Raw genomic sequence first — 25,621 nt, 5'->3', positions numbered from 1 at the left:
TTGACAACAAAAATGACATATGTTATACGCTTACACCCTTGATATGACTGCATTTTCGAGCGGAATTTACGTCAAAAACATTGACCTAATCCTAAAAGTTTTTATTTTCTGAATTTTAATGTTGTTATTTTGATAAAATAAACCTTCTATCAAAAAGATGTAAAGCTTATTGTCCTTGATTAAAACGATTCTATCCTTACTAGAATGACATATATTTTCAACTACGCAGCACGAATATCATTTTCATTTTATTAAAGCTACGGGTGGTGAACATATGACCAAAAAGGTTTTGATTTTTGCTGATCCTGGCATTGATGATACAATCGCTCTCATACTCGCATACTTTGCAAAGGAAATCGAAATCGTTGGCATTGTTGCGGATTATGGAAATGTTCCTAAAAAAATGGCGGTGGAAAATACCTTGTTCCTCCAAAACAAGGTAGGAGATACAAATATTAAAATATTTAGTGGTGCTGAAAGACCTCTTACTAACGGTAGTGCTGATTTCTTTACTGATGTTCATGGTACACATGGATTAGGTCCTCTTGTACCGAATGAATCTCTTCCAGATGGACAATTAGAGAATTTTTTTGAAGTTATAGATGTTATTAAGAAGCATAAAGAGGAATTAATTATTGTAAGTTTAGGTCGCCTAACATCACTTGCAATCTTATGTATTTCATATAAAAATTTAATGAAACAAATCAAATCTTACTATGTAATGGGCGGTGCTTTTTTGCACCCGGGTAATGTAACCCCTGTATCTGAAGCAAACTTTTATGGTGATCCTGTCGCTGCCAATATTGTATTGCGATCTATTCCTAACATGTCTATATATCCACTGAACGTTACACAATACTCTATCGTTACTCCTGAAATGGCCGAATACATTGATGCAAAAGGAAAAGCACCTCTCTTCAAACCTCTATTCAATCACTACTATTATGGGTACTATCAAAAAACATTGCCACAATTAAAAGGTTGTCCTTTTCATGACACTATGCCTATTATGGCACTTCTTGACGATTCCATGTTTACCTACTATGATAAATCCCCCATTTGTGTCATGAGTGAATGGGTCGCTCGCGGACAAAGCATTGCGGATTTCCGCTCATTGGCTGGTTCCAAACCTTTCATCGACTGGCCTTCGCAGCGAATTGCAATTGACTTTAATTATAACCAATTCTTTAAACACTTTATGACGATTATGACAGATGAGGAATTTTAATCAAAAAAACAGACCGTGATTTCTCACGGTCTGCTTTTATTTTCTACAATTATTTTTTTAGGTTGTAGAAAGATTTTAAACCATCGTAAACAGCGATTTCGCCTAGTTCGTCTTCGATGCGTAATAATTGGTTGTACTTAGCAATACGGTCAGTACGGCTCATAGAACCAGTTTTGATTTGGCCAGCGTTAGTTGCAACTGCGATGTCAGCGATTGTAGCATCTTCAGTTTCACCAGAACGGTGAGATACAACTGCTGTGTAACCAGCACGTTTAGCCATTTCGATTGCTTCGAAAGTCTCAGTTAAAGTACCAATTTGGTTAACTTTAATTAAGATTGAGTTAGAGATACCTTTTTCGATACCTTCAGCAAGTTTTTGAGTGTTAGTTACGAATAAGTCGTCACCAACTAATTGAACTTTTTTGCCAAGACGGTCAGTTAATAATTTGTGGCCATCCCAGTCGTTTTCGTCTAAACCATCTTCGATAGAGATGATTGGGAAGTCATTGCAAAGACCTTCGTAGAAATCAACCATTTCTGCAGAAGTTAAGCTACGGCCTTCACCTGCAAGCTCATATTTACCAGTTTCTTTGTTGTAGAACTCAGAAGACGCAACGTCCATTCCTAAGAATACGTTCTCGCCAGCTTTGTAACCAGCTTTTTCGATAGCTTCGATGATTACTTCTAATGCTTCACGGTTAGAACCAAGGTTTGGAGCGAATCCACCTTCGTCACCTACTGCAGTGTTAAGACCTTTGTCATGTAATACAGCTTTTAATGCATGGAATACTTCAGCACCCATACGGATTGATTCTTTGAATGTTGGAGCACCAACTGGTAAAATCATGAACTCTTGGAAATCAACGTTGTTATCAGCGTGAGAACCACCGTTGATGATGTTCATCATTGGAGTTGGTAATTGTTTTGCATTGAATCCACCAAGGTAACGGTATAATGGAAGACCTACGAAATCAGCTGCTGCGTGAGCTACTGCCATAGATACACCAAGGATAGCGTTAGCGCCTAATTTACCTTTGTTTGGAGTGCCATCTAATTCGATCATAGCACGGTCGATACCAGCTTGGTCAGTTACGTCGAAACCAACGATTTCTGGAGCGATAATTTCGTTTACGTTATCTACTGCTTTAAGAACACCTTTACCAAGGTAACGAGATTTGTCACCGTCACGTAATTCTACTGCTTCGTATTCACCAGTAGATGCACCACTTGGTACTAATGCGCGTCCGAATGCGCCGCTTTCTGTATAAACTTCTACTTCTACAGTTGGGTTACCACGAGAGTCTAGGACTTCGCGAGCATAAACATCAATAATTGTTGACATAATATTTTCTCTCCTTTTATATGTGCAATTTAATTATTTAATAATTGTTTTACCTGTCATTTCTTTCGGTTGTTCTACATTTAAAAGTGTAAGCATTGTTGGAGCGATATCTCCTAAAATACCGCCTTCACGAAGCTCAACATCATTTTTTGTAACGATGAAAGGAACCGGGTTCGTTGTATGAGCTGTCATTGGTTGTCCGTCAGAAGTTAATTCCTGATCAGCATTACCATGGTCAGCAGTAATAAGTGCTACACCATCTTTTGCAAGAATCGCTTCTACAACTTTTCCTAAACATTCGTCAGTTGCTTCTACTGCTTTAATTGTTGGTTCCATCATCCCAGAATGGCCAACCATATCACAGTTTGCAAAGTTAAGAATGATAACATCATGTTTATCATTTTCGATTTCATTTACTAAAGCGTCGGTTACTTCGTAAATGCTCATTTCAGGTTTCAAGTCATATGTTGCAACCTTTGGTGAGTTAATTAAGATACGCTCTTCTCCTGGGAATTCAGCCTCACGACCACCGCTAAAGAAGAATGTAACGTGTGGATACTTTTCAGTTTCCGCGATGCGAAGTTGTTTTAATCCCGCTTGCGCAACAACTTCACCTAATGTGTTATCAAGGTTCATTGGCTTGAATGCCACGTAACCATCTACAGTTTCACTAAAGTGTGTCATACAAACAAATTCTGGAATGTGAGGTACTTTTTCACCACGATCGAACTCACGGAAGTCTTCGTTTGTAAATACACGTGCAATTTGAATTGCGCGGTCTGGACGGAAGTTATAGAAGATAACTGCATCATCATCATTGATTGTTGCAACTGGCGTTTCATCTTCATTAACAATTACAGACGGCAATACGAATTCATCATAGATACCATTCGCATATGAGTCTTCTACACACTCATGCGCTGATTTATAAGTAGGTCCTTCGCCATTCACCATAGCACGGTAACATTTTTCAACGCGATCCCAACGCTTGTCACGGTCCATGGAGTAATAACGACCGGAGATAGTCGCGAATTGTCCTACTCCTGTTTCTTTGATTACTTCATTTGTTGCATCGATATAACCTTTTGCTGTTTGCGGTCCAACATCGCGGCCATCTAAGAATGCATGAATGTATACTTTCTCCACGCCTTCTTTTGCAGCTAAGCGAAGTAGTGCAAACATATGGTTCATGTGACTGTGCACACCACCATCAGAAAGTAAACCGAATAAATGAAGAGCTGTACCTTTTTCTTTTACGCTTTTAATTGCATTTTGGAATGTTTCGTTCTTATCGAACTCACCTTCACGAATTGCAACGTTCACACGTGTTAAGCTTTGATATACTACGCGGCCAGCACCAATGTTTAAGTGACCAACCTCAGAGTTACCCATTTGACCTTCTGGAAGACCTACCGCTTCACCACACGCTGTAAGCGTTGTGTGAGGGAACTTGTTCCAGTAACCGTCAAAATTAGGTTTCTTAGCTTGTGCTACAGCATTCCCGTAAGTTTCTTCACGTAGTCCGAAACCGTCAAGAATGATTAAAGCTGTTGGCTTTCTCATTTTACCGCCTCCAGAAGACCTAAGAAGGAAGCAGGCTCTAAGCTAGCACCGCCAACTAAAGCACCGTCGATGTCAGATTGTGCCATGTATTCTTTAATGTTTTCTGGTTTTACGCTACCGCCGTATTGAATACGAACAGCTTCTGCAGCTGCTGGAGAAACAGCTTCTGCAACAACTTTACGGATGTGCGCACATACTTCGTTTGCATCTGCAGAAGAAGAAGATTTACCTGTACCGATAGCCCAAATTGGCTCATATGCGATAACAGTAGCTTTAACTTGCTCTTCTGTTAAACCTGCAAGTGCTTTTGTCACTTGACCTGCTACTAGATCAAATGTTTTTCCGCTTTCGCGCTCTTCTAAAGTTTCACCACAGCAAACGATTGGTGTTAAACCATGTTCAAATGCTGCAAGAGTCTTTTTGTTTACTGATTCGTCTGTTTCAGCAAACATTTCACGACGCTCAGAGTGGCCAAGTACTACATAACCTACTTTTAAGTCGCTAAGTGCTACTGGGCTAATTTCGCCAGTGAATGCACCATTTTTTTCGAAGTGCATGTTTTGTGCACCTACTTGTAAGTCAGTTCCTTCAGTTGCTGCTACAAGACGCTCTAGGAAAAGAGCTGGAGAGCAAACTACTGCATCAACAGCTGTAGCTGCTGGGATTTGACCTTTAACTTCCTCTACGAAGCTAACTGCTTCAGATAGAGTTTTATTCATTTTCCAGTTACCTGCGATAATTGGTTTACGCATGCTTTGCACCGTCCTTTTTCTTTGGCTGCTACTTATTTGTCGTTAAGACAAACTACACCTGGAAGCTCTTTACCTTCCATGAATTCTAATGACGCACCGCCGCCAGTAGAAATGTGGCTCATTTTATCAGCCATACCGAATTTTTCAACAGCTGCTGCAGAGTCACCACCGCCGATAACAGAGTATGTACCTTCTGCATCTGCTAATGCTTGTCCTACTGCTTTTGTACCTTGAGAGAATGGAGTCATTTCGAATACACCCATTGGTCCATTCCATACAACAAGCTTAGAGTTTTTAATTACATCTGCATAAATTTCACGTGTTTTTGGTCCGATATCCACGCCTTCCCAGTTTGAAGGAATAGAGTCGATACCAACGATTTTAGTTGTCGCAGTTTCAGAGAATTCCTCTGTGATTACAACATCAACTGGCATGTAGAAGTTTACGCCTTTTTCTTTTGCAAGTTGCATAAATTCTTTTGCTAGTTCAATCTTGTCATCTTCACATAGAGATAGACCAATTTCATGACCTAAAGCTTTAACGAATGTGTAAGCAAGACCTCCACCGATGATTAAGTTATCTACTTTGTCTAATAGATGACGAATTACACCGATTTTATCTTTTACTTTCGCACCACCGATGATTGCTGTGAATGGACGATCTGGATTAGAAAGTGCTTTTCCTAGTACTTCTAATTCTTTTTCCATTAATAAGCCTGATACTGCTGGCAAGAAGTCTGCAATACCTGCAGTAGAAGCGTGAGCACGGTGAGCTGCACCGAATGCATCGTTTACGAAGATATCAGCAAGAGCTGCAAATTCTTTCGCAAGTTCTGCATCGTTCTTTTCTTCGCCCGCATAGAAACGCACGTTTTCAAGAACTAATACGTCGCCTTCGTTCATTGCTGCAACCATTTCTTGTACAGCAGGTCCGAATGCATCGTCTGCTTTTTTCACGTCTTTACCAAGAAGCTCGCCTAAACGTGCTGCTACTGGAGTAAGACGCATTTCTTCTACTACTTGACCTTTTGGACGGCCTAAGTGGCTCGCTAAAATAACTTTCGCACCTTGCTCTACTAAATATTGAATTGTAGGAAGAGCTGCACGAATACGAGTCTCGTCTGTAATTTTGCCTTCTTTCATAGGTACGTTGAAGTCAACGCGGCAAAATACACGTTTACCCTTTAAATCTACGTCACGAATTGATTTTTTGTTCATTGGATTTCCCTCCGACTAGTTAGGATTGACAAAACCCATTCAAAAGCTTATCACATTTGCTTATAAAACGAAAGAAGGGAGAGGGAACAAACCCTCTCCCTCGTTTTGTCATTGATAACTTATAAAGAAGTTATGAATTAAAGACCTTTAGAAGTCATGTATGCTGCTAAGTCTACTACACGGTTAGAGTAACCAGTTTCGTTATCGTACCAAGAAAGTACTTTAACCATGTTACCTTCCATTACCATTGTAGATAATGCATCGATTGTAGAAGAGTTTGTGCATCCGTTATAGTCGATAGATACTAATGGCTCTTCGCTGTATCCAAGGATACCTTTTAATTCGCCTTCAGCAGCTGCTTTGAACGCTGCGTTTACTTCTTCAACTGTTACTTCTTTGTCAAGTTCAACAACTAAGTCAACAAGAGAAACGTTAGCAGTTGGAACACGTACTGCGCCACCGTTTAATTTACCTTTAAGTTCTGGTAATACTAATGCTACAGCTTTAGCTGCACCAGTAGATGTTGGAATCATGTTTTCAGCTGCTGCACGAGCACGACGTAAATCTTTGTGTGGTAAGTCTAAGATTTGTTGGTCGTTAGTGTAAGAGTGAATTGTTGTCATCATTCCGCGTTTTACGCCGAATTTTTCGTTTAATACTTTAGCGAATGGAGCTAAGCAGTTTGTAGTACAAGAAGCGTTAGATACTACGTTGTGGCTAGCTGCATCGTATTGTTCGTGGTTAACACCCATAACTACAGTGATATCTTCGTCAGAAGCTGGAGCAGAGATGATAACTTTTTTAACTGATCCACCTAAGTGTTTTTCAGCGTCTGCTTTTTTAGTGAAACGTCCAGTAGATTCTACTACGATTTCTACTCCGTAGTCGCTCCATGGTAATTGAGCTGGGTCACGCTCAGCGATAACTTTAATTTCTTTACCGTTAACAACGATGCTGTTTTCGTTAGCAGATACTTCTGCATTTAAAGTTCCGTGAACTGTGTCATATTTTAAAAGGTGAGCTAAAGTTTTAGCATCTGTTAAGTCGTTGATTGCTACTACTTCTACCTCTGGGTTGTTAAGAGCTGCGCGGAATACGTTACGTCCGATACGTCCAAATCCATTAATACCAATTTTAGTCATTTGAATTTCCTCCTTGGGGGATTATATTAAAGGGTAATACCCTTTGTTAACTGTTTTGCTGCACCTTCATCTGTAATTAGAATGGAAGTGTGCCCTTGTTTAATTACAGCCTGTATTGCTTTTGCTTTTGAAGAACCTCCAGCAACTGCAACAACGTGAGATACATGATGTAAATCTTTTAGTTGCATGCCTACTGTTTGTACTTTATGAACGACATTACCTTGTTCATTGAAGTAATAACCGAAAGCTTCGCCTACTGCTTCGCTTGCTTTAATTTTCATCCAATCTGCTTCTGAAGTACTTCTGCGACGTGCCATCGTTAATGCATCACCAATTCCATGAATGACGATATTGGAAGATCGAATCAACTCAAGAACTTCTTTCACGGAAGGCTCTGTAACAATAGACGCATATGCTTCGCTGCTAACATGGTCTGGAACATACAATAAGCGGTAATTACTCATCGTATTCTGTGCCATTTTTGCACAAATAGTATTGGCCTCTAATTCGACACCTTCTCCAATTCCACCACGTGCTGGGACAAATAGCATATGTAAATCCTTGCAATCCAGTTGCATCATGTCCGCAACAGCAGCTAGCGTTGTTCCTCCAGCCACAGCAACGATATTATTCGCTGTCAGACGGTCTTTTATACAAGTTACACAAGCACGGCCCATCTCCAGTTTGACCCAAGGTGAATCATCACTATCACCAGGGACAACGAAAACTTCATCCAAGTCTAATGTTTCCTTAAGTTGTTTTTCTAAAACCTTTAACCCGGAAATTTCTTTCATAAAGTCTTCCAAAGCAAGAACCAAAGCTGTTCCTTCTTCTGTTAAAGTCATCCCAGAAGAAGCGACGTGAACTAAGTTTTGTTCTTTCAAAACTTGCACTTCACTTCGCAGTACTCGTTCTGTCATACCAAGACTTGCAGATAAGTTTCTTCTTCCAATCGGCTGCATGAGACGAATGTACTGAAGAATTTGCATTCTCGTTTGCATAACAGGTAGCAGATCGGGTAATAATTTTTTCGTATTCTGAATCCATGAGCGCATATCATTTCTCCTCACTACATTGGTTCATCACCTTCGTGGTCATTTTATGTCCCGTAGTGACATTTTGTGTCCCACATAGGTTAAAAAAATAATCCCTGCTACGTGTATTATTGTAACAGGAGATAGAAACTTATTCAACTCTTAACTGCATTCTTTATATAGTTTATTATGGCATCTTTGTGAATGACACCGCATTCCGCCTGTTTTCCGTCAATCTCCACGACGGGAATCATGATTTGATACCTCTCTAAAAGCTCTTCATTGTCATATATATCTATTTCCTCGATTTCAAAAGAATATACATGTTGTATCTCTTTCAAAACCTGCTTTGCTTTTACGCAAAGACCACATTCTGTTTTTGTATATAAAACAACTTTCATCTTCTTCACCTATCCAATTGTTTTTCTCAGAGAAGAAGCGGGAATATTCATTTGTTCTCGATATTTCGCAACTGTTCTACGAGAAATAACGATCTCATGCTCTTCTTCTAACAATTTTGAAATTTTTTGATCTGAAAGTGGTTTTTTCTTATTTTCTTGTTCTACAAGCGTTTGAATCAATTGCTTTACGCGCTTTGTAGAAACTGCTTCATCTTCTGTTGTAACCACTGCGTTACTAAAAAATGACTTCATTTCAAATAATCCGTGCGGCGTTTGCACATATTTATTACGTGTAGCACGGCTAATGGTAGACTCATGTACACTTAATTCTTCTGCTACTTCTTTTAAAAAAAGTGGTTTTAAATACTCTGGACCTTTCCAAAAGAAATCTCGTTGTTTTTGCATAATAATCTCCATTACTTGCAAAAGCGTTTGTTTCCGTTGCTTTAAACTGCGCATAATCCACTGTACATGCTGATACTTCTCAGATACATAGGAAGCAACTTCACTCTCACTATTATGAAGAAGTGCACTATACTCTGAATGAATTTCGATTCTTGGCATATTGCGTTCATTCATTTGTAAAACAAGGCGATCTCCATCTTTTTTTACAGCCATATCAGGAACAATATAAAGTGGTTTTTCAGAGCTAAACGCAAGCCCTGGTTTTGGCTGAAGCGATGTAATACAATCAACAGCTGATTGTAATTCCTCATTACTACATTTCATGACCTGGATAAGTTTCCGCCAATCTTTCTTAACAAAATAAGCGAAATATTCATCCACAATCATTTCTGAAAGTATATTCCTTTTTTGTAAGCGCTTCAATTGAAGTGCTAGACATTCCTGAATATTACGCGCTCCCACCCCTGCTGGCTCTAATGACTGAACAAGCTTTATAGAGCATTCTACTACATCAATAGGCGCAGCAAGTAGCTCTGCTAATTCTTCATTCGTTTCTTGTAAATAGCCATTCTCATCCATGTTCATAATGATGAAAGAAGCTGTTTTCCGCTCCACTTCATCTATTTTGTAATACTGTATTTGATCCAATAAATGTTGCTGAATCGTCGTCGAATCCACGCTGTAAATTTCCATTTGATTATCGACTTGTTTGCTTGTACTTTTACTTGAGCTCTTTTTCTTCTCCCTCTCAAAGCCATTTAACTCAATAAGGGGATTCTCCATCGATTGCTCATACAAAAAATCCGATAGTTCCTGCACGTTATATTGGAGCATTGTAATCGCTTGTCTTAACTCTTGTGTCATGGCCAAACGTAAGCTTTGTTCTTGTAAAAGACTTGCCTTCAAACTAATCTCCCCCTTGTTTCTATTGTACAATAAGTTTGTTAAAAGGAGAATCCTACATGGATACCCATTCCAAAATATTATTAATTTATATGTATTAATGACGTTTACATCTTACAACTGCAAAATGAATAATATTGAAAGAAAACAACAAATTATTACCATGTACTAATAGTAAATCTTATAATCAGATATAACAAGAGGGAAAATAAAAAGTCCTAACCTACAAATGTAAGTTAGGACTTTTTGACGCGCCCAGAGGGATTCGAACCCCCGACAGACGTGGTACCGGAAACCACCGCTCTATCCAACTGAGCTATGGGCGCATGAACGATATACTCGTAATTATATCTTCTTATGCCAATGTACGCAACTACTATCATACAAAAAAGCTCCTCACCATTTCTTCAAAAATAAAGCTATATCTATATTTATTTTGATTTCCCAACATATAAGCCGCGGCTATGAAAACAAAAGGTGATCTTCACTCGTTTTCTCCCTTTGTTTTCAATCGGCATGAGGATAAAAAAGGTCCTGACCGTTTCTATGCATGGCCGGATCCTCTCTTCCTCCTAAAAGGAACGGTTTTATGTCGGTTTTTTCTATTTGTATTTATATATAAACCTAAATTTGGTAATTATATTTTCACCCCTATTCACAAATCATAACCTTTGAATTCATATTCTAAAGGAGGCTTCATTTAATGACTGTAATTACAAAATTAAAACAAACTGTTTCTGGATTAAAAAGTGCACAAGCAAGCTTAGAGGGCTTCGCTCTTGATACGGATAACCAACAAGCAAAGCAACTTTTCCAAACAGCTGCACAGCAAACACAATCCATTATTGATTCTTTAAACCCACGTGTGGAAGAAGTTCAGCAAGAAGAGCCTCAATACGGACAACAATAAGTGAAAGTACTGTTTTATCTTGTGGTACTCACTGTTTGAGAAACAGAAAAAGGATGATTCCATATCATCCTTTTTCACTCGAATTACATAAAGCAATAGAAATGGAATGATTGCGATGCGAAAATTTGGCACAATTACCGTGTTATTCGTGCTTCTACTAGGTTTCATAACAGGATGTAATAGTCATTTAGATAAAGAAGTGCAACAAGAAACACATAAAAAAACAGAGAAAAACAAGGAACCCAAGTTAACGAACGTAAGTATGGAAGAGTCTTTTAATCAATCTATAGCACACGACGCGAAAAAAAAGATACTTGCTATGGAAGAAATACTAGAAGTCAGAGCTGTTAACTCGAACACAGATCTTTACTTAGCTGCCAAACCTGAACATCATGAAAGGTTTCAGTTAAAACCATTAAAAACAAAAATCAAAAAACGCTTGAAAGACGAAAATCCAACTTTCGATATTCATATAAGTACTGATCGAAAAATTTTTATGCTATTAGATAAACTGGAAAACAAAATTAAGAAAAAAGAAGCAGACAAAGAATACATTAAAAAACAATTCAAAACAATTCACTCAGAAATGAACTCTGATACTTAATTGTACGTTCTCTAAAGGAAAAGGAATGATTCACATGCCAAGTAAAGATAAAGATTTAACACCAATACAACAAGAATATAAAAAATTTGAGCAACAACGTGAAACGAAAAGGCCCGTTTTAAAAAATTGCATAAAAGCTTTTTTTGTAGGTGGTTTTATTTGTTTAATCGGTCAACTTATTTCCACCTTCTACATCACATACTTTGACTTTTCAGAGCGTTCAGCAGGAAACCCTACAGTAGCAACGCTGATTTTTATTTCTATGCTGCTTACGGGATTTGGCGTATATGATCGCCTCGCACAATTTGGAGGTGCTGGTACAGCCGTACCTGTTACCGGATTTGGAAATTCCGTTATATCCGCTTGTATTGAACATAAGACAGAAGGCTTTGTCCTTGGAGTAGGTGGCAACATGTTTAAATTAGCGGGATCTGTTATTTTATTTGGTGTATTTGCCGCTTTTGTTATCGGTCTTATTAAAACCATTCTCATCCAATGGGGAGGAATGTAAATGTTACAAGGACACCGAACGTGGGTATTTGAAAATAAACCAGTTATCATCTCAACAGGGGTTATCGGTGGACCATTTGAAGCAAAAGGCAAAATCCCTGAAGACTTTGACGCCCTTCATGAAGATTTATGGCTCGGACAAGATTCTTATGAAAAAGCACATAAGGTTTTATTTGAAGAAGCCTGCAGTCGCGCAACCGAAAAAGCAAAGCTCCGCAAAGAAGACATTCAATTCATTTTAGCAGGCGATCTTATTAACCAAATCACTCCCTCTAGCTTTGCTTGCCGTACACTCGGCGCTCCCTATATTGGATTATTTGGTGCTTGTTCTACTTCTATGGAAGGGCTTGCCCTCGGTGCAAGTATTGTAAATGCAAAAGGAGCAAAATATTTATTAACAGGTGCATCCAGTCACAATACTGCAGTTGAAAAACAATTTCGCTACCCTACTGAATATGGCGGACAAAAACCACCTACTGCTCAATGGACTGTCACAGGAGCCGGCGCTGCCCTTTTGAGCGATCAAGGAGAAGGTCCACGTGTTACATCTGCAACTATTGGACGAGTTATTGATATGGGCTTAACAGACCCATTTAACATGGGAGGTGCAATGGCTCCCGCTGCTGTCGATACAATAGAGGCTCATTTACGAGAAAGACAAATTGATGCATCCCACTATGACCTAATTGTAACCGGCGATCTTGGCCATGTTGGACGTGAAATCGCTTATGATTTACTGCATAAACATGGAACGAAAGTAACAAGTGAGCAGTTCCAAGATTGTGGGTTACTTATTTATAGGGAAGGTCAACCTGTATTAGCAGGAGCAAGCGGTCCAGGATGTTCAGCAACCGTTGTATATGGACATTTATTAAACCGAATGAAAAAAGGGGAGTTCAAAAGAATACTGGTCGTAGCTACTGGGGCACTGCTTTCCCCTCTTACATTCCAACAACAAGAATCAATTCCGTGCATTGCTCATGCAGTATCGATTGAATTTGGAGGTGTACAACAATGATTTTTTTCTGGGCTTTTGTCGTTGGTGGACTCATCTGCGTAATCGGGCAACTTATGTTTGACGTCGGTAAGCTCACGCCCGCTCACACAATGGCAACGCTCGTTGTTGCTGGTGCGATACTAGACGGGTTCGGTCTGTATGAGCCTTTAATTGATTTTGCAGGGGCTGGTGCAACAGTTCCGATTACAAGTTTTGGAAACGCCCTTGTTCATGGAGCTATGGCGGAAGCGGCCAAACATGGTATTGTCGGTGTAATAACAGGTATGTTTAAAGTCACAAGTGCTGGTATATCTGCAGCCATTATATTCGGATTTATAGGAGCATTACTATTTAAACCAAAAGGATAAGAGGTGTTTGTATGACTGTTATTGCTAGTGTAAAAACATGCCTTGCGAGTTTAAAAGGTGCGCAAGCAAGTTTAAGTACATTTTCACAAAATGCCGCTGAGGAAGAAGCAAAACGAGTCTTCCATGAATGTATGCTGGAAATGGATAGTGTAATTGCTGACCTTAACAATAGAATTTCAGTATTAGAACGAGAAGAACCTCAATATAAAGGATTTTAGGTAAAACAGGAGGGAATAAACTATGCCTCATGTATCAGATTGGCTGCTTGTCATTATACGCTCCTTCGCTCTCTTAGTTATTTTATTTTCAATGACAAAATTGCTTGGAAAAAGGCAAATTTCACAGCTTTCATTTTTCGAATATGTCGCAGGATTGACAATCGGAAACATCGCCGCTGAAGTTACAACAGGACTAGAGCGAAACTTTTGGCACGGTGTTTCTAGTATGCTTGTTTTTTCTCTTGTCCCATTTTTCGCAGGTATGGTTGCCTTAAAAAACAAGCGGCTCAGAAATTTCATTGAAGGAAAAGCGACTATTTTTATAAAAGATGGAAAAGTTCTTGAGGATAATTTAAAAAAAGAAAATTATACAATTGATGAATTACTAGAGCTGCTTAGAAAGAAGAATGCATTTAACATAGCAGATGTTGAATATGCTGTACTGGAGTCAGGCGGTGAACTAAATGTCTTGTTAAAAAGAGACAAACAGCCGCTTACTCCAAAAGATATCGGTTTACAAATAGCACCTGCCAAAGAAACACAGACGGTAATTATGGATGGAAACGTACTAGATGAACCACTTTCAGCCAGTGGTCATAATCGCGCCTGGCTTCACGCTGAATTAGAAAAAATCGGTGTCTTAATAGAAAATGTTTTTATTGGACAAGTTGACTCTTACGGACAACTCACTGTCGATATTTATGATGATAAAATTCAAATGCCGTCTCCTCAAGATAAGCCATTACTGTTGGCTTCCTTAAAAAAATGCCAAGCAGATCTTGAATTATTTTCTTTAGAAACACAATCAAAATCAGCAAGTCAAATGTATAGTAAAAATGCAAAACAACTCGAACATATTTTAAATACAGTAACCTATCTTCTAAAAGAATAACACACAAAAGAACGCTTCTATGACAAAGGCGTTCTTTTGCTTTTTGCAAATAACATACTTCTCCTATTACGTTTAAATTTATATAATTCGGTTATGATGTTGAAGATACATAAGCAGGGAATTCCAAAAACATAGCGAATAAATCATGATACAACTACATATTTTTTTGATTTAAAGTGGTTTCGTTTGACCTTTATTGACCATAATTGTATTATAAGACTAAGAAAGCTTTCAAAGGAGGAAATAACAGATGAATTTAATTCCTACAGTAATTGAACAAACAAATCGTGGAGAACGCGCTTACGATATTTACTCTCGCCTATTAAAAGACCGCATCATTATGCTTGGTAGTGCAATTGATGACAATGTAGCAAACTCAATCGTTTCCCAGCTTTTATTCTTGGAATCTCAAGATCCAGAAAAAGATATTCACTTATACATTAACAGCCCTGGTGGTTCTATCACAGCCGGTATGGCAATTTACGATACAATGCAGTTTATTAAACCAAACGTATCAACAATTTGTATCGGTATGGCTGCATCTATGGGTGCTTTCCTACTTGCAGCAGGTGAAAAAGGAAAACGTTTCGCTCTTCCAAACAGTGAAGTAATGATTCACCAACCACTTGGCGGAGCACAAGGTCAAGCAACTGAAATCGAAATTGCTGCAAAACGTATCCTATTCTTACGTGAAAAATTAAATCAAATTCTTGCTGATCGCACAGGTCAACCTTTAGAAGTACTACAACGCGACACAGACCGTGACAACTTCATGACAGCAGAAAAAGCACTAGAATACGGCTTAATCGATAAAATCTTTACAAATCGTTAATATATTAAAAGCGGAAGCGGCTCGTTTAGAACAGGGGGGCGTTGGAACCCCTTCATCCGAGGCGCTTTTTGCCTCGAATGAAGGGGTGAAACGACCGACTGTTCTAGCCGCTGGAGCTGGATATACTTAAAAGCGGAGGTGGCTCGTTTAGCTCTGACTGGCTAAGGTTCTTTCGCATAGAAGGTGCTTTTTACCTTCTTATGCGGAAGGTTCTTAGACACGAAGAGCTTGCCACCGGAGCTGGATATAACTAAAAGCGGAAGCGGCTCGTTCAGAATCGCTTCACAAAAAAGCTATCGCATATGCGATAGCTTTTTTCTTATGAAGTAGCGGAAGCATTTTGAAATAAAATAGTGGTTCATTCTAAGAAACAACAAATCAAGAGTAATTAGGGGGAAATTCAAAATTATGTGTAGTCTCTTTAACATTGCTTTTATCTAATTTAATATCCCCCTATCCAATTACTCGATATATTCTCTAAAAGCCAACTTATTTTCAACTATAATCTGCTTATTTCCAATTGATGTCATAAGTCCTAACTCTTCAAATTTACTTAATTTACGACTAATTGTTTCTCTTGTCATTCCTATATAGTTTGCCATTTCTTCTCGTGTCAATGGTAAATTTATAAGTATTCCCTCATCAGTATCTTTACCATACATTTCACAAAACTCTAGAAGTATATAGGCAACCCTAACTTCTGGATCATTTGTTGCCAAATTGTGTGCTAAATTCTCCGTATGGGCTAACCGTTTTGTAACGGTTTTTAACAATTTTAATGCAATACCTGGATTCCGCTCCATAATACTGTCCATATTAGTTTTTGTTAACATACAAATTTTTGTATCTTCTATAGCATATGCACTAAAATTACTCTTCTCATCGTCATTAAATATATTTAGTTCACAAAAACATTCACCACTTGTTAAAATATGCAAGATTTGCTCTTTCCCTTGAAGAGTTAATTTGGATAGCTTTACTTGCCCCTGATTAATAATAAATAATGTATCTGACTTCTCTCCTTCATGAATTAATGGTTGCCCCTTTTTAAATTGCTTATGTTTTGTCATTGAAGCTATTTTTAAAATTTCTTCATCAGATAGGGATTTGAAAATGAGAACTTTTCTTGGACAAGGCTTCACTGTATTTTTATGATAATACTTTTCTTTCACATTACCTCACCTAACTTTACATATATTATATAAAGTAAAATTTTAATCGTATCTAAATTATTATATCTTTTCCTAGAACGCCCACCAGTGACCCCAATCACATAAAAAACGCTTTCCCTATAAAAAAAGTAACGAGAAATGATATAATCTTCTCGTTACTTTTTTTATTATTCTTCTACTGGTGCAAAGTGTTCCGTATCTTCTCCACATACTGGACACACCCAATCTTCTGGTAAATCTTCAAAACTTGTTCCTGGTTCTATATCTTCATCTGGATCTCCAATTTCTGGATCATAAATATAACCACATGGTAAACAAATATATTTTTTCATTATCATGTCCTCTTTCTATTATTATATTAAGATTTTAGTTTTTCTTTTACTTTGCTCATTATTTCACTTATATTCGTATTTTTCATATCAATCTCTTCTAATGATATTTGTTTTTCAATAGCAGATTTGTAAGGGATGGATGCTGCTATTCCTTCTAATGAGATAACACCCACTATTTGATTATCTTTAATAAATAGCCTTGTATACTTCTCTTTTTCATCTTCTTCAACGATAGTTGTATCACATTGTTTTTCATCAACGAATCCAATTGAGAATAAAGATACATTGAATGCATTAAAGATAGTAGTTGGAATTTCCTTTTTGTAAATTGCAGGATTAGAAACCATATTACTTCCTGCAATTTTCCCTTGATCCATTGCTCGTCCCCATAGTCCGCCAATTTCACCGTTTACCTCTGCGACATCCCCAGCAGCATATACAGATTCCACATTCGTTTCCATCTTCTCATTGACAACAATACCTCTATTTACATGAATAGGAGTATTGTTTACTAAAGAAATGTTAGGAGTGACTCCAATTGAATACACAACACTATCACAATCTATTAGTTGTTCACCGTTCACTTTCATTCCAGTTACTACTTCTTCTCCAAGAATAGAATCAATAGTCGTATTTACATATACTTTTACTCCGGCACTTTCAATTTTTTGTTTTAATAAAAGAGACGTTTTCTCATCCAATTGTCTCCCCATTAATTTATCAGCCACTTCTACAATGGATACTTTTTTACCAGCTTTCATAATAGACCAAGCTGTTTCTAATCCTTGTACGCCTCCGCCAATGTTTACAACATGCTTTTTATCTTCTAAACATGCTTTAAAGTCATCTGCTTCCTGCATGTCTCTAATCGTAAAGATATTTTTTTTATTTATTCCATCTACTGGTAGCCTTTTATTATTTGCACCTGTACAAATTAATAGTTTATAATAAGAAATTTTCTCATCATTTGATGTAACAATCTGTTGCTGCTCTGTATCAATTTTTACTACCTTTGTATTTGTGAAAACAGATATATTATTCTTTTGGTACCACTTTTCTTTTTTGATTAAAATCCTTTCATTGTGTAAATCTGAGTATAACTCTTTTGATAGTTTAATTCTGTTATACGGTAAAGATGATTCTTCACCAAAAATGAATATATTTGCATCCTTGTCATGGTCTCTAACTATCTTTGCAGCATTTACAGCAGCTACTCCGCTTCCGATAATAACAAAATTCTTTTCCATGTTTTCACCTACGTTTTCTATTAAATAGAGCTTAGTAATAAATCTGTGACAAACGTTGTTGCATGTTTGATTTGTCGTGTTTTTTCTTTATCCTTTGGAGAGAATCTTATACGAATAGGGAATTCAACGTGAGTCATACCTGTAGATTTAATAACGTTTGATGTACTTTGTACATTCATGTTTGTTTCATTTAGGTAATCTTGTACGACTTCAATTGCTTCACCACTCCAACCATATGATCCGAATGCAGCTGCAATTTTCCCTTGTAAGTTCATTCCCTTCATTAAAGATAAGCTATGTTCAAAGAGGATACCGTGAGTAAAATCACTGCATTATTTTTTCTTTGCAATTTTAAATTTATATGAATGGTTAATTTAATATGGGTCTCCTAAAATAATATAGATTACTAAAACCTAGATACCATAAAGCGAAACTTTAATAATAGGGACACTCCCCTCACAAATTCATTTATATTAACGACATTTCTCCTACATAATTAACTCCACATCTTTAACCTAGTTCTAGCTACATTCGTATCATCTTATCTATCAACCCTGTAGCACATCCTGTAAATTACAAAAATAGCGAATGATGAAATTAACTCGTTATAAGTGATATATATCACCACATGAACGCTAAATAATTGATACTCTTAACCCAGATAAAACATTTAAACTTTATGGAGGTATTCATATGAAACATATTTTTACCGAAAATTCCGTTATTGGTGATATTGTTACACAATTTCCAAAGGCAAGTGACCTTTTCAAATCATATAGAATAGATTTTTGCTGTGGTGGTAATAGACCGATTATCGACGCTATTAATGAAAGAAATTTATCTGCAGAAGAAATTTTAACAAAGTTAAATACGCTCTATCACGAAACAAAACAATTAAACGAATCTGAAATTAATTGGAAAACAGCTTCTTATAGTGAATTAATTGATTATATTGTGAATAAACATCATCGCTATTTAAATGAAGAGTTACCGCTGTTAAGCCCATACGTAACAAAAGTGTTACGCGTTCATGGAGCAGGACAACCACATTTAGCTCAAATTCATAAGCTATTCCATGAATTAAAAACAGAATTAGAGCAACATTTAATTAAAGAAGAAACAGAAGATTTTCCTTTGATTTTAGCATTTGAACAAAATCCAACTGATGAAAATTATATGAAATTACGCAAAGTAGTAGATGAATTAGAAAATGAACACGACCACGCTGGCGATATCATTAAAGAACTTCGTAAAGTTACGAATGACTTTACTCCTCCAGTAGGTGCTTGTGGCACTTATCGTCTTGTCTATCAACGCCTTGAAGCTCTTGAATCTGATTTGTTCGAGCATATTCATTTGGAAAATAACGTTTTATTCCCGCGCGCAATTGCACAAGCTTAAATAAGAATTAAACAGGATAATTGAAAAGAGGAATAACGACCTCTTTTCAATGAATCCCGTTTTATCCCGCATTAACAGGCAGTAAGACCCCCACCTCAAAATTCGGCAAAAGCAAAGAAGTTAAGTGTGGGATTAACTGCCCGTAAAAGCCCGATTGGTGAGGGCTAATAATCAGTGGGGGATGAAGAAAACCCCCACTGATTAAAGTTTCACTTTATCCATTACCAAACAGACATCTCCATTCACGAAAATCGTATACTTCCCTCTCTTCTCTCTTATGTTTCACAAACCTTACAAGTTCCAATTTTGTTTTGAAATTCGTCTCATTTTCAACCAAAAGTATGATTTTTATCACTGCTTCATTTTTCTATTTAGGATACATTAATAAGAAAAGCACTATCATTGGGATGATGTTAGGAGTGAGGAATATATGTCAGAAATAATAAAAAGACACTTACAGGGGGTTTCCCTCTTTAAAGAACTTTCAGAAGAAGAAATTCAACCAATTGTAGAAATTTCACGAATGCGAATGTATAAAGCAAGATCATTTGTATTTATGCAGGGTGATACACTTGACCGCGTATTTTTTATTCACTCCGGAAAAGTGAAAATTCAAAAAACAGATGCATCTGGAAAAGAACAAATTGTTTCTATACTTCAAGCCGGAGAAATGTTCCCTCACTCTGGTTTCTTCCGAAAAGGTACATTCCCTGCGCATGCTGAAATTCTTGAAAATGCCCAATTAATTGTCATTCCTATCGTTGATTTTGAGATGATTTTAATCAAATACCCTGAATTATGTATTAAATTATTTAGAGTTCTTGGAGAAAAAATCGTGGACCTTCAAAACAGATTGGAAGAACAAATTCTTCATGACACATATGCGCGAATTATTATGCTATTACTGCGCTTATGTAAGTCAAATGGTGTACGGATAGATGACAAATATAAAATAACGACTCATTTTACAAACCGTGAACTCGCAAACATGATTGGAACATCAAGAGAAACTATGAGCCGAACTATTACTTACTTAAGAAAAAATGAACTAATTGCTACGGATGAGGATGGTTATTTCCTTATCGATCTAAATAGGTTGGAAAATGAAATTATATAATCAGATACCAAACTGTCCTAAATCAATATTCTATTCGAAGCCATCCTCCTTTCATTAGTGATACTCCCATCAGCGGGGGCTTTCATCCTCCACTGATGGCGAACCTTCATTACAGCCTTTTACAGGCTGTTTACTCTGCGCTATCTCCCTTTTTCTCTCTAAATTTTGAGATCGTAATCTCACCAACTGTGAATAACGAAATGAAAGCAAAAGTGACAAACTTGTTAAAAAGAATGAATGTGTGATTTGGCTCACAATTTTTTTCCTCCCTTTATGTTACAGTGTAATTGATAATTACTATCATTTGTTTTCGAGGTGAGAATAATGAAAAAGTTAATTGATTTTCATCAAACTGTCTATGATTTAACTACCCAATATCCCGAGATTATCCCTCTTTTAAAAGATCTCGGCTTTGAAAATATAACGAAACCTAATATGCTCCAAACAGCCGGCCGTATAATGACAATTCCAAACGGATGCCGAATGAAAGGAATTTCACTTCATACAGTAAAGGAAACTTTTAAAAATAATGGATTTCACATTAACGAGTAGAGGAGAATTCTTATGAGCGAAATCATTAATAACAGGGAACAAGAAAATATAAATAACTCTGAACACCAAACAATCTTAAAGACTATTATTAAAGATCTTCATAACGGAAAAAACATTGAAGATGTAACAGCACAGTTTCAAGAAGCAATCGGAAATATTACCGTAGCAGAAATTTCAAAACTCGAACAGGCACTCATGGAGGAAGAAGGAATTCCTGTGGAAGAAGTACAACGCTTATGCTCCGTGCATACAGCTGTTTTCAAAGGATCCATCGAAGAAATCCATCAATCTAATAAGCAGGAAGAACAACCGGGTCATCCGATTCATACATTTAAAATGGAAAACAAAGAAATTGATCTACTAGTTAATTTCAAACTTCAATTACACTATGAACGTTTTGAGAAAGAAGATAGCGAAGAGAATATTTATAAACTAATAGAAGACTTAAATTTATTACTCGATGTTGATAAACATTATAGCCGTAAAGAAAATCTACTTTTCCCCTATTTAGAGAAATACGGTATTTACGGACCAACTCAAGTTATGTGGGGCGTTGATGACAGAATTCGTGATGCAATTAAAGAGGCAAAACAAAAATTAGTAAATTATAATCAAGATAAAAAATCAGCCTTAGATAGCATTTCTTTCGTCATTCACGACGTAAGTGAAATGATTTTTAAAGAAGAAAATATTTTATTTCCAATGGCCCTTCAAACTCTTACAGAAGATGAATGGCTAAAAATCGCTCATGAAAGTGATGAAATCGGCTACTGCTTAACGAGTCCTACAAGTACATGGAAACCCGAAAGAAATATGATCAAAGAAGAAGCCATATCTGAATGGCTGATTCGTTTCGAAACAGGTATATTATCTTTAAAACAGTTAGAACTGATGTTAAATCACTTACCTGTTGATATTACATTCATTGATGAAAATGATGTTGTGCGCTACTTCTCTCATGGAAAAGAACGAATATTTGCCCGCACGAAAGCTGTCATTGGTCGAACAGTGCAAAACTGTCATCCTCCAAAAAGCGTTCATGTCGTTGAAAAACTCTTAGAAGATTTCAAATCTGGAAAAAAAGATTGTGAAGATTTTTGGATTCAATTTCAAGATAAATATGTATATATTCGCTACTTCGCAGTACGAAATGCAGATGGAAAATATATGGGTACTCTCGAATTTACCCAAAACATTCAACCGATTCGTGAACTTCAAGGAGAAAAACGGATTCTTTCATAATTTATATCAGCGACTCGATACTATACAAAAAAATTGCCCCAATTGAAAAAGCTATCGCTACATGCGATAGCTTTTTACTGTTTATTTTGTACATAGGCAGCCAGCGCTTCTAAAGCAGCTTCTGCATCTGAACCTTCTGTTATAATCGTTACGTTGCTGCCAGACCCAATCGCTAAGCTCATAATCCCCATTATGCTCTTCGCATTGACTGTTTTGCCATCTTTCTCAATGAAAATATCAGCATGAAAACGATTTGCCTCTTGTACAAACAACGCAGCCGGACGTGCTTGTAAGCCGTTTTTTAATGCAACCTCAACCTGTTTTTGAACCATAGCTCCATTTCCCCTTTACCGTTATTTTTTTGCTACCGGTTCCCCCGCGCGTAATTTCTCCGCAATTTCATCGATTTTACGCAAGCGATGATTGATACCTGATTTACTAATTTTCCCCCCAGATACCATCTCGCCTAATTCTTTCAATGTTACATCTTGATAATTAATACGTAATTGTGCAATCTCTCGCAATTTATCTGGCAAGACATCGAGTCCAACCGTTTCATCAATGTAACGAATATTTTCAATCTGCCTTAAAGCGGCACCAATCGTTTTATTTAAATTGGCTGTTTCGCAGTTCACTAAACGATTAACTGAATTACGCATATCGCGAACAATACGAATATCCTCAAATCTTAACAATGCATTATGTGCACCGATAATGTTTAAAAACTCCGTAATTTTTTCCGCTTCTTTTAAATACGTAATGTACCCTTTACGCCTTTCCAGCGTCTTACTATTTAAATCAAATCCGTTCATCAGTTCACATATAGAATCATTATGTTCCTTGTATAACGAAAAGACCTCTAAATGATAAGATGATGTTTCTGGGTTATTTACTGAACCACCTGCTAAAAATGCACCTCTTAAATACGATCGTTTACAGCATTTCTTTTCAATCAATTCTTGTGAGATGTTACGAATAAATGAAAAGTCTTCTCTAACAATATGCAAATCCGCTAATATTTCACGTGATTTCTCAACAAGCCGAACGATATATACATTATTTTTCTTCAGTCGCATTTTTTTACGAACAAGCAATTCTACCGTCACGTCATATCCTTTTTTCAGCAATGTATAAATTCTTCTTGCGATTGCTGCATTTTCTGTTTGAATATCAATCGAAAGACGACGGTTTGAAAAAGAAAGTGATCCGTTCATTCGAAGTAATGCTGATAATTCAGCCTTCTCACAGCACTCCTTCATTTCAAGCTTTGTGAGCTCTTTCTTTGTTTCTGATGCAAATGACACAGCCCCACCTCCTTATACGATATTTTGGAACAAAAATCTTGTCCTATATGAATGAGTAGCGTTATCTCATACAGAGATAACGCATGCTTATAATAACGAATATAAAATAGAAGCTAATTTTAATGTATCGTGCCTTACAACTTGATCATCATACTTTGCTAATTCATCTTGAATTAAGTGAATGTCACTTTCAGCAAAACGATCTTCATCAACCACAACAGGTTCAGACATCTCTTCTGCATACAATTTACGTAATTCAACAGGAATATCATGATTATTTACAATCACAGTATCGATAAACGATGTTCCAAGATGATCATGCAAAGCCTGCACATGATCAAATGCTGTATACCCCATCGTTTCTCCAGCTTGCGTCATAACATTACATACATATACTTTTTTCGCCTTTGCATTAAGAACAGCTTTACCGATTTTTTCCACGATTAAGTTCGGCAAAATACTTGTGTACAAACTGCCTGGACCGAAGACAAGTAAATCTGCCCGCTGAATTTCCGTCAATGTCTCATACAGCGGTTCTACATCACCCGGTGTTAAAAACACACGATTGATTTTTTTCCCAAAGTACGGAATTTTCGATTCGCCTGTTACAATTTGCCCATCTTCCAGTTCGGCATGAAGTACAACACTTTGATTGGCCGCTGGTAAAACACGTCCTCTCACATTTAACACTTTACTCGTTTCTGTAATGGCATGGAAAAAGTCTCCTGTAATCGAAGTCATACCAGCTAATAATAAATTACCTAATGCATGACCCCTTAAACCTTCTCCGGATGTAAAACGATGTTGAAATAAAGCTTCCACAAGCGGCTCCACATCTGATAACGCAACAAGTACGTTACGAATGTCGCCTGGTGGTGGAATTTCTAACTCATCACGTAATCTACCTGAACTGCCACCATCATCAGCTACTGTAACAACCGCTGTAATATCAACAGGATATTTCTTCAATCCTCGTAATAAAACAGATAGTCCAGTTCCTCCTCCCATGATGACAATTTTAGGTTTTCTCTCTTTTTTCATCCCTTAATGGCCCTTTCTCTTCTCCACATCACGATGAGATATATGAACGATATATTCTGGTTTCAAATGTTTTCCTAGGTATTCTGTAAGCGTAACAGAACGATGTTGTCCACCTGTACATCCAATCGCAATTACGAGCTGACTCTTGCCTTCTCTTTTATAATGAGGAAGCATGAAAGTAATAAGATCCGTCAGCTTTTCTAAAAATTTATGTGTCTCATTAAACTTGAGCACATATGACGAAACTTCTTCATCAAGTCCTGTTAACGGCTTCATCTGTGGAATATAATATGGATTTGGTAAAAAACGAACATCAAATACTAAATCTGCATCAATTGGAATGCCATACTTAAATCCAAATGACATCACATTTACACGAAATGCTTGCTCGTTTTCTGTTGAAAACAGATGAACAATTTTTTCGCGCAATTCTTTCGGTTTTAGCTCAGACGTATCAAGTACAATATTCGCTCTTGCTTTCATGTCTGTTAATAAATTACGCTCGGCCTCAATTCCTTTTAACGGAAGTCCTGTCGGCGCAAGTGGATGCGAACGTCTCGTTTCTTTGTAACGAGTTACAAGCGTACTATCTTTCGCATCTAAAAATAAAATATGAGGAATAATCCAAGTGCGTTCTGATAAATCATCAAGTGCTCCCCATAAATGTTCGAAAAATTCGCGGCCACGTAAATCAATACCAAGCGCTACCTTGTTCATTTTCCCCTTCGAGTCTGCCATCAGTTCAACAAACTTTGGCAATAACATCGGCGGTAAGTTATCTACACAAAAATATCCTAAATCTTCAAAACTTTGCAGAGCTACTGTTTTTCCTGCACCGGACATTCCTGTAATGATTACCATTTTAATATCATTATTCGCTGTCATTGTATCCCTC

At 37.2% G+C, this 25,621-nt stretch carries 29 protein-coding genes, 1 tRNA gene and 1 pseudogene; 13 read left to right on the top strand and 18 right to left on the bottom strand.

Annotation, left to right across the window (positions count from 1 at the left end; genetic code table 11):
* Nucleotides 1-274: 274 nt before the first annotated feature.
* A complete protein-coding gene (locus J4P91_RS11730; RefSeq protein WP_207994265.1) occupies nt 275-1,228 on the top strand; it encodes a nucleoside hydrolase in 954 nt (317 codons plus the stop codon).
* Nucleotides 1,229-1,277: 49 nt separating this feature from the next.
* Here J4P91_RS11730 and eno read toward each other — a convergent pair whose 3' ends face one another.
* From eno to J4P91_RS11685, 9 genes are all read right to left on the bottom strand, one after another.
* A complete protein-coding gene (gene eno / locus J4P91_RS11725) occupies nt 1,278-2,570 on the bottom strand; it encodes a phosphopyruvate hydratase (protein ID WP_017153352.1) in 1,293 nt (430 codons plus the stop codon).
* Nucleotides 2,571-2,603: 33 nt separating this feature from the next.
* On the bottom strand, nt 2,604-4,133 hold the full coding sequence (gene gpmI / locus J4P91_RS11720) for a 2,3-bisphosphoglycerate-independent phosphoglycerate mutase (protein WP_207994264.1): 1,530 nt from the start codon (nt 4,131-4,133) through the stop codon (nt 2,604-2,606).
* A complete protein-coding gene (tpiA, locus tag J4P91_RS11715; protein ID WP_207994263.1) occupies nt 4,130-4,885 on the bottom strand; it encodes a triose-phosphate isomerase in 756 nt (251 codons plus the stop codon). Before tpiA ends, gpmI begins: the two co-directional genes overlap by 4 nt.
* A gap of 32 nt (nt 4,886-4,917) precedes the next feature.
* Nucleotides 4,918-6,102: a phosphoglycerate kinase gene (locus J4P91_RS11710; protein ID WP_207994262.1), complete on the bottom strand. Its 1,185-nt coding sequence runs from the start codon at nt 6,100-6,102 to the stop codon at nt 4,918-4,920.
* A gap of 137 nt (nt 6,103-6,239) precedes the next feature.
* On the bottom strand, nt 6,240-7,244 hold the full coding sequence (gene gap, locus J4P91_RS11705; protein WP_017153356.1) for a type I glyceraldehyde-3-phosphate dehydrogenase: 1,005 nt from the start codon (nt 7,242-7,244) through the stop codon (nt 6,240-6,242).
* A 26-nt stretch (nt 7,245-7,270) separates the two neighbouring features.
* A complete protein-coding gene (gene cggR, locus J4P91_RS11700; RefSeq protein ID WP_017153357.1) occupies nt 7,271-8,299 on the bottom strand; it encodes a gapA transcriptional regulator CggR in 1,029 nt (342 codons plus the stop codon).
* 134 nt (nt 8,300-8,433) lie between these two features.
* Nucleotides 8,434-8,679, bottom strand: coding sequence for a glutaredoxin family protein (locus tag J4P91_RS11695; protein WP_017153358.1), 246 nt, complete (start codon nt 8,677-8,679; stop codon nt 8,434-8,436).
* 9 nt (nt 8,680-8,688) lie between these two features.
* The gene (gene rpoN / locus J4P91_RS11690) at nt 8,689-9,990 is read right to left on the bottom strand and encodes an RNA polymerase factor sigma-54 (RefSeq protein WP_207994261.1); all 1,302 of its coding nucleotides are present in this window, start codon (nt 9,988-9,990) and stop codon (nt 8,689-8,691) included.
* 247 nt (nt 9,991-10,237) lie between these two features.
* Nucleotides 10,238-10,313: transfer RNA gene (locus J4P91_RS11685), tRNA-Arg, on the bottom strand.
* A 377-nt stretch (nt 10,314-10,690) separates the two neighbouring features.
* Here J4P91_RS11685 and J4P91_RS11680 point away from each other — a divergent pair.
* From J4P91_RS11680 to clpP, 8 genes are all read left to right on the top strand, one after another.
* Entirely contained in the window at nt 10,691-10,897 is a 207-nt protein-coding gene (locus J4P91_RS11680) for a DUF1657 domain-containing protein (protein WP_000216162.1), read from the top strand.
* 115 nt (nt 10,898-11,012) lie between these two features.
* Nucleotides 11,013-11,501: a YhcN/YlaJ family sporulation lipoprotein gene (locus J4P91_RS11675; RefSeq protein WP_207994260.1), complete on the top strand. Its 489-nt coding sequence runs from the start codon at nt 11,013-11,015 to the stop codon at nt 11,499-11,501.
* A gap of 34 nt (nt 11,502-11,535) precedes the next feature.
* Complete coding sequence (gene spoVAC / locus J4P91_RS11670; RefSeq protein WP_207994259.1) at nt 11,536-12,012, top strand: stage V sporulation protein AC; 477 nt, start codon at nt 11,536-11,538, stop codon at nt 12,010-12,012.
* Nucleotides 12,013-13,029, top strand: a complete 1,017-nt coding sequence (gene spoVAD, locus J4P91_RS11665) for a stage V sporulation protein AD (RefSeq protein WP_207994258.1) — start codon at nt 12,013-12,015, stop codon at nt 13,027-13,029.
* Entirely contained in the window at nt 13,026-13,376 is a 351-nt protein-coding gene (gene spoVAE, locus J4P91_RS11660) for a stage V sporulation protein AE (protein WP_098336686.1), read from the top strand. The genes spoVAD and spoVAE overlap by 4 nt, the downstream gene beginning before the upstream one ends.
* 11 nt (nt 13,377-13,387) lie before the next feature.
* Entirely contained in the window at nt 13,388-13,594 is a 207-nt protein-coding gene (locus tag J4P91_RS11655) for a DUF1657 domain-containing protein (protein ID WP_017153378.1), read from the top strand.
* A 22-nt stretch (nt 13,595-13,616) separates the two neighbouring features.
* Nucleotides 13,617-14,486, top strand: coding sequence for a DUF421 domain-containing protein (locus J4P91_RS11650; RefSeq protein ID WP_207994257.1), 870 nt, complete (start codon nt 13,617-13,619; stop codon nt 14,484-14,486).
* Nucleotides 14,487-14,736: 250 nt separating this feature from the next.
* Nucleotides 14,737-15,318, top strand: a complete 582-nt coding sequence (clpP, locus tag J4P91_RS11645; RefSeq protein ID WP_174101014.1) for an ATP-dependent Clp endopeptidase proteolytic subunit ClpP — start codon at nt 14,737-14,739, stop codon at nt 15,316-15,318.
* A 461-nt stretch (nt 15,319-15,779) separates the two neighbouring features.
* Here the strand turns inward: clpP and J4P91_RS11640 are convergent, their stop codons facing one another.
* The 4 genes and pseudogenes from J4P91_RS11640 to J4P91_RS11625 all read right to left on the bottom strand — a co-directional run.
* Nucleotides 15,780-16,490 carry a Crp/Fnr family transcriptional regulator gene (locus J4P91_RS11640; protein ID WP_207994256.1) on the bottom strand — a complete coding sequence of 237 codons (711 nt, stop codon included), beginning with the start codon at nt 16,488-16,490 and terminating at the stop codon, nt 15,780-15,782.
* 167 nt (nt 16,491-16,657) lie between these two features.
* Nucleotides 16,658-16,822 (bottom strand): rubredoxin, encoded by a 165-nt coding sequence (gene rd, locus J4P91_RS11635; protein ID WP_000759862.1) that lies wholly within the window; start codon nt 16,820-16,822, stop codon nt 16,658-16,660.
* Nucleotides 16,823-16,848: 26 nt separating this feature from the next.
* On the bottom strand, nt 16,849-18,069 hold the full coding sequence (locus J4P91_RS11630) for an NAD(P)/FAD-dependent oxidoreductase (RefSeq protein ID WP_207994255.1): 1,221 nt from the start codon (nt 18,067-18,069) through the stop codon (nt 16,849-16,851).
* Nucleotides 18,070-18,089: 20 nt separating this feature from the next.
* Nucleotides 18,090-18,353 (bottom strand): annotated as a pseudogene (locus J4P91_RS11625) (FprA family A-type flavoprotein); the annotation flags it as partial.
* A 409-nt stretch (nt 18,354-18,762) separates the two neighbouring features.
* Here J4P91_RS11625 and ric point away from each other — a divergent pair.
* A complete protein-coding gene (gene ric / locus J4P91_RS11620) occupies nt 18,763-19,470 on the top strand; it encodes an iron-sulfur cluster repair di-iron protein (protein ID WP_207994254.1) in 708 nt (235 codons plus the stop codon).
* 430 nt (nt 19,471-19,900) lie between these two features.
* Complete coding sequence (locus J4P91_RS11615; RefSeq protein ID WP_207994253.1) at nt 19,901-20,587, top strand: Crp/Fnr family transcriptional regulator; 687 nt, start codon at nt 19,901-19,903, stop codon at nt 20,585-20,587.
* Nucleotides 20,588-20,656: 69 nt separating this feature from the next.
* Here J4P91_RS11615 and J4P91_RS11610 read toward each other — a convergent pair whose 3' ends face one another.
* On the bottom strand, nt 20,657-20,842 hold the full coding sequence (locus J4P91_RS11610) for a hypothetical protein (RefSeq protein WP_207994252.1): 186 nt from the start codon (nt 20,840-20,842) through the stop codon (nt 20,657-20,659).
* Nucleotides 20,843-20,911: 69 nt separating this feature from the next.
* On the opposite strand from J4P91_RS11610, the gene J4P91_RS11605 reads away from it, so the two are divergent.
* Together J4P91_RS11605 and J4P91_RS11600 are read left to right on the top strand one after the other, a co-directional pair.
* Entirely contained in the window at nt 20,912-21,139 is a 228-nt protein-coding gene (locus J4P91_RS11605; RefSeq protein ID WP_207994251.1) for a DUF1858 domain-containing protein, read from the top strand.
* Between the two features lie 12 nt (nt 21,140-21,151).
* Nucleotides 21,152-22,381 carry a DUF438 domain-containing protein gene (locus tag J4P91_RS11600; RefSeq protein WP_207994250.1) on the top strand — a complete coding sequence of 410 codons (1,230 nt, stop codon included), beginning with the start codon at nt 21,152-21,154 and terminating at the stop codon, nt 22,379-22,381.
* Between the two features lie 74 nt (nt 22,382-22,455).
* Here the strand turns inward: J4P91_RS11600 and J4P91_RS11595 are convergent, their stop codons facing one another.
* The 4 genes from J4P91_RS11595 to rapZ all read right to left on the bottom strand — a co-directional run bounded on the left by J4P91_RS11595 (nt 22,456) and on the right by rapZ (nt 25,611).
* On the bottom strand, nt 22,456-22,713 hold the full coding sequence (locus J4P91_RS11595) for an HPr family phosphocarrier protein (protein WP_006096515.1): 258 nt from the start codon (nt 22,711-22,713) through the stop codon (nt 22,456-22,458).
* Between the two features lie 21 nt (nt 22,714-22,734).
* Nucleotides 22,735-23,685 (bottom strand): DNA-binding protein WhiA, encoded by a 951-nt coding sequence (gene whiA / locus J4P91_RS11590; protein WP_003201892.1) that lies wholly within the window; start codon nt 23,683-23,685, stop codon nt 22,735-22,737.
* 87 nt (nt 23,686-23,772) lie between these two features.
* Nucleotides 23,773-24,726 (bottom strand): gluconeogenesis factor YvcK family protein, encoded by a 954-nt coding sequence (locus tag J4P91_RS11585; protein WP_207994249.1) that lies wholly within the window; start codon nt 24,724-24,726, stop codon nt 23,773-23,775.
* A gap of 3 nt (nt 24,727-24,729) precedes the next feature.
* Entirely contained in the window at nt 24,730-25,611 is an 882-nt protein-coding gene (rapZ, locus tag J4P91_RS11580; protein WP_207994248.1) for an RNase adapter RapZ, read from the bottom strand.
* Between the last annotated feature and the right edge of the window lie 10 nt (nt 25,612-25,621).

Origin of the sequence: Bacillus sp. XF8 (assembly GCF_017498755.1) — a bacterium.
GTDB classification, from domain to species: domain Bacteria; phylum Bacillota; class Bacilli; order Bacillales; family Bacillaceae_G; genus Bacillus_A; species Bacillus_A bingmayongensis.
This window is presented reverse-complemented; position numbering and strand designations above follow the sequence as displayed.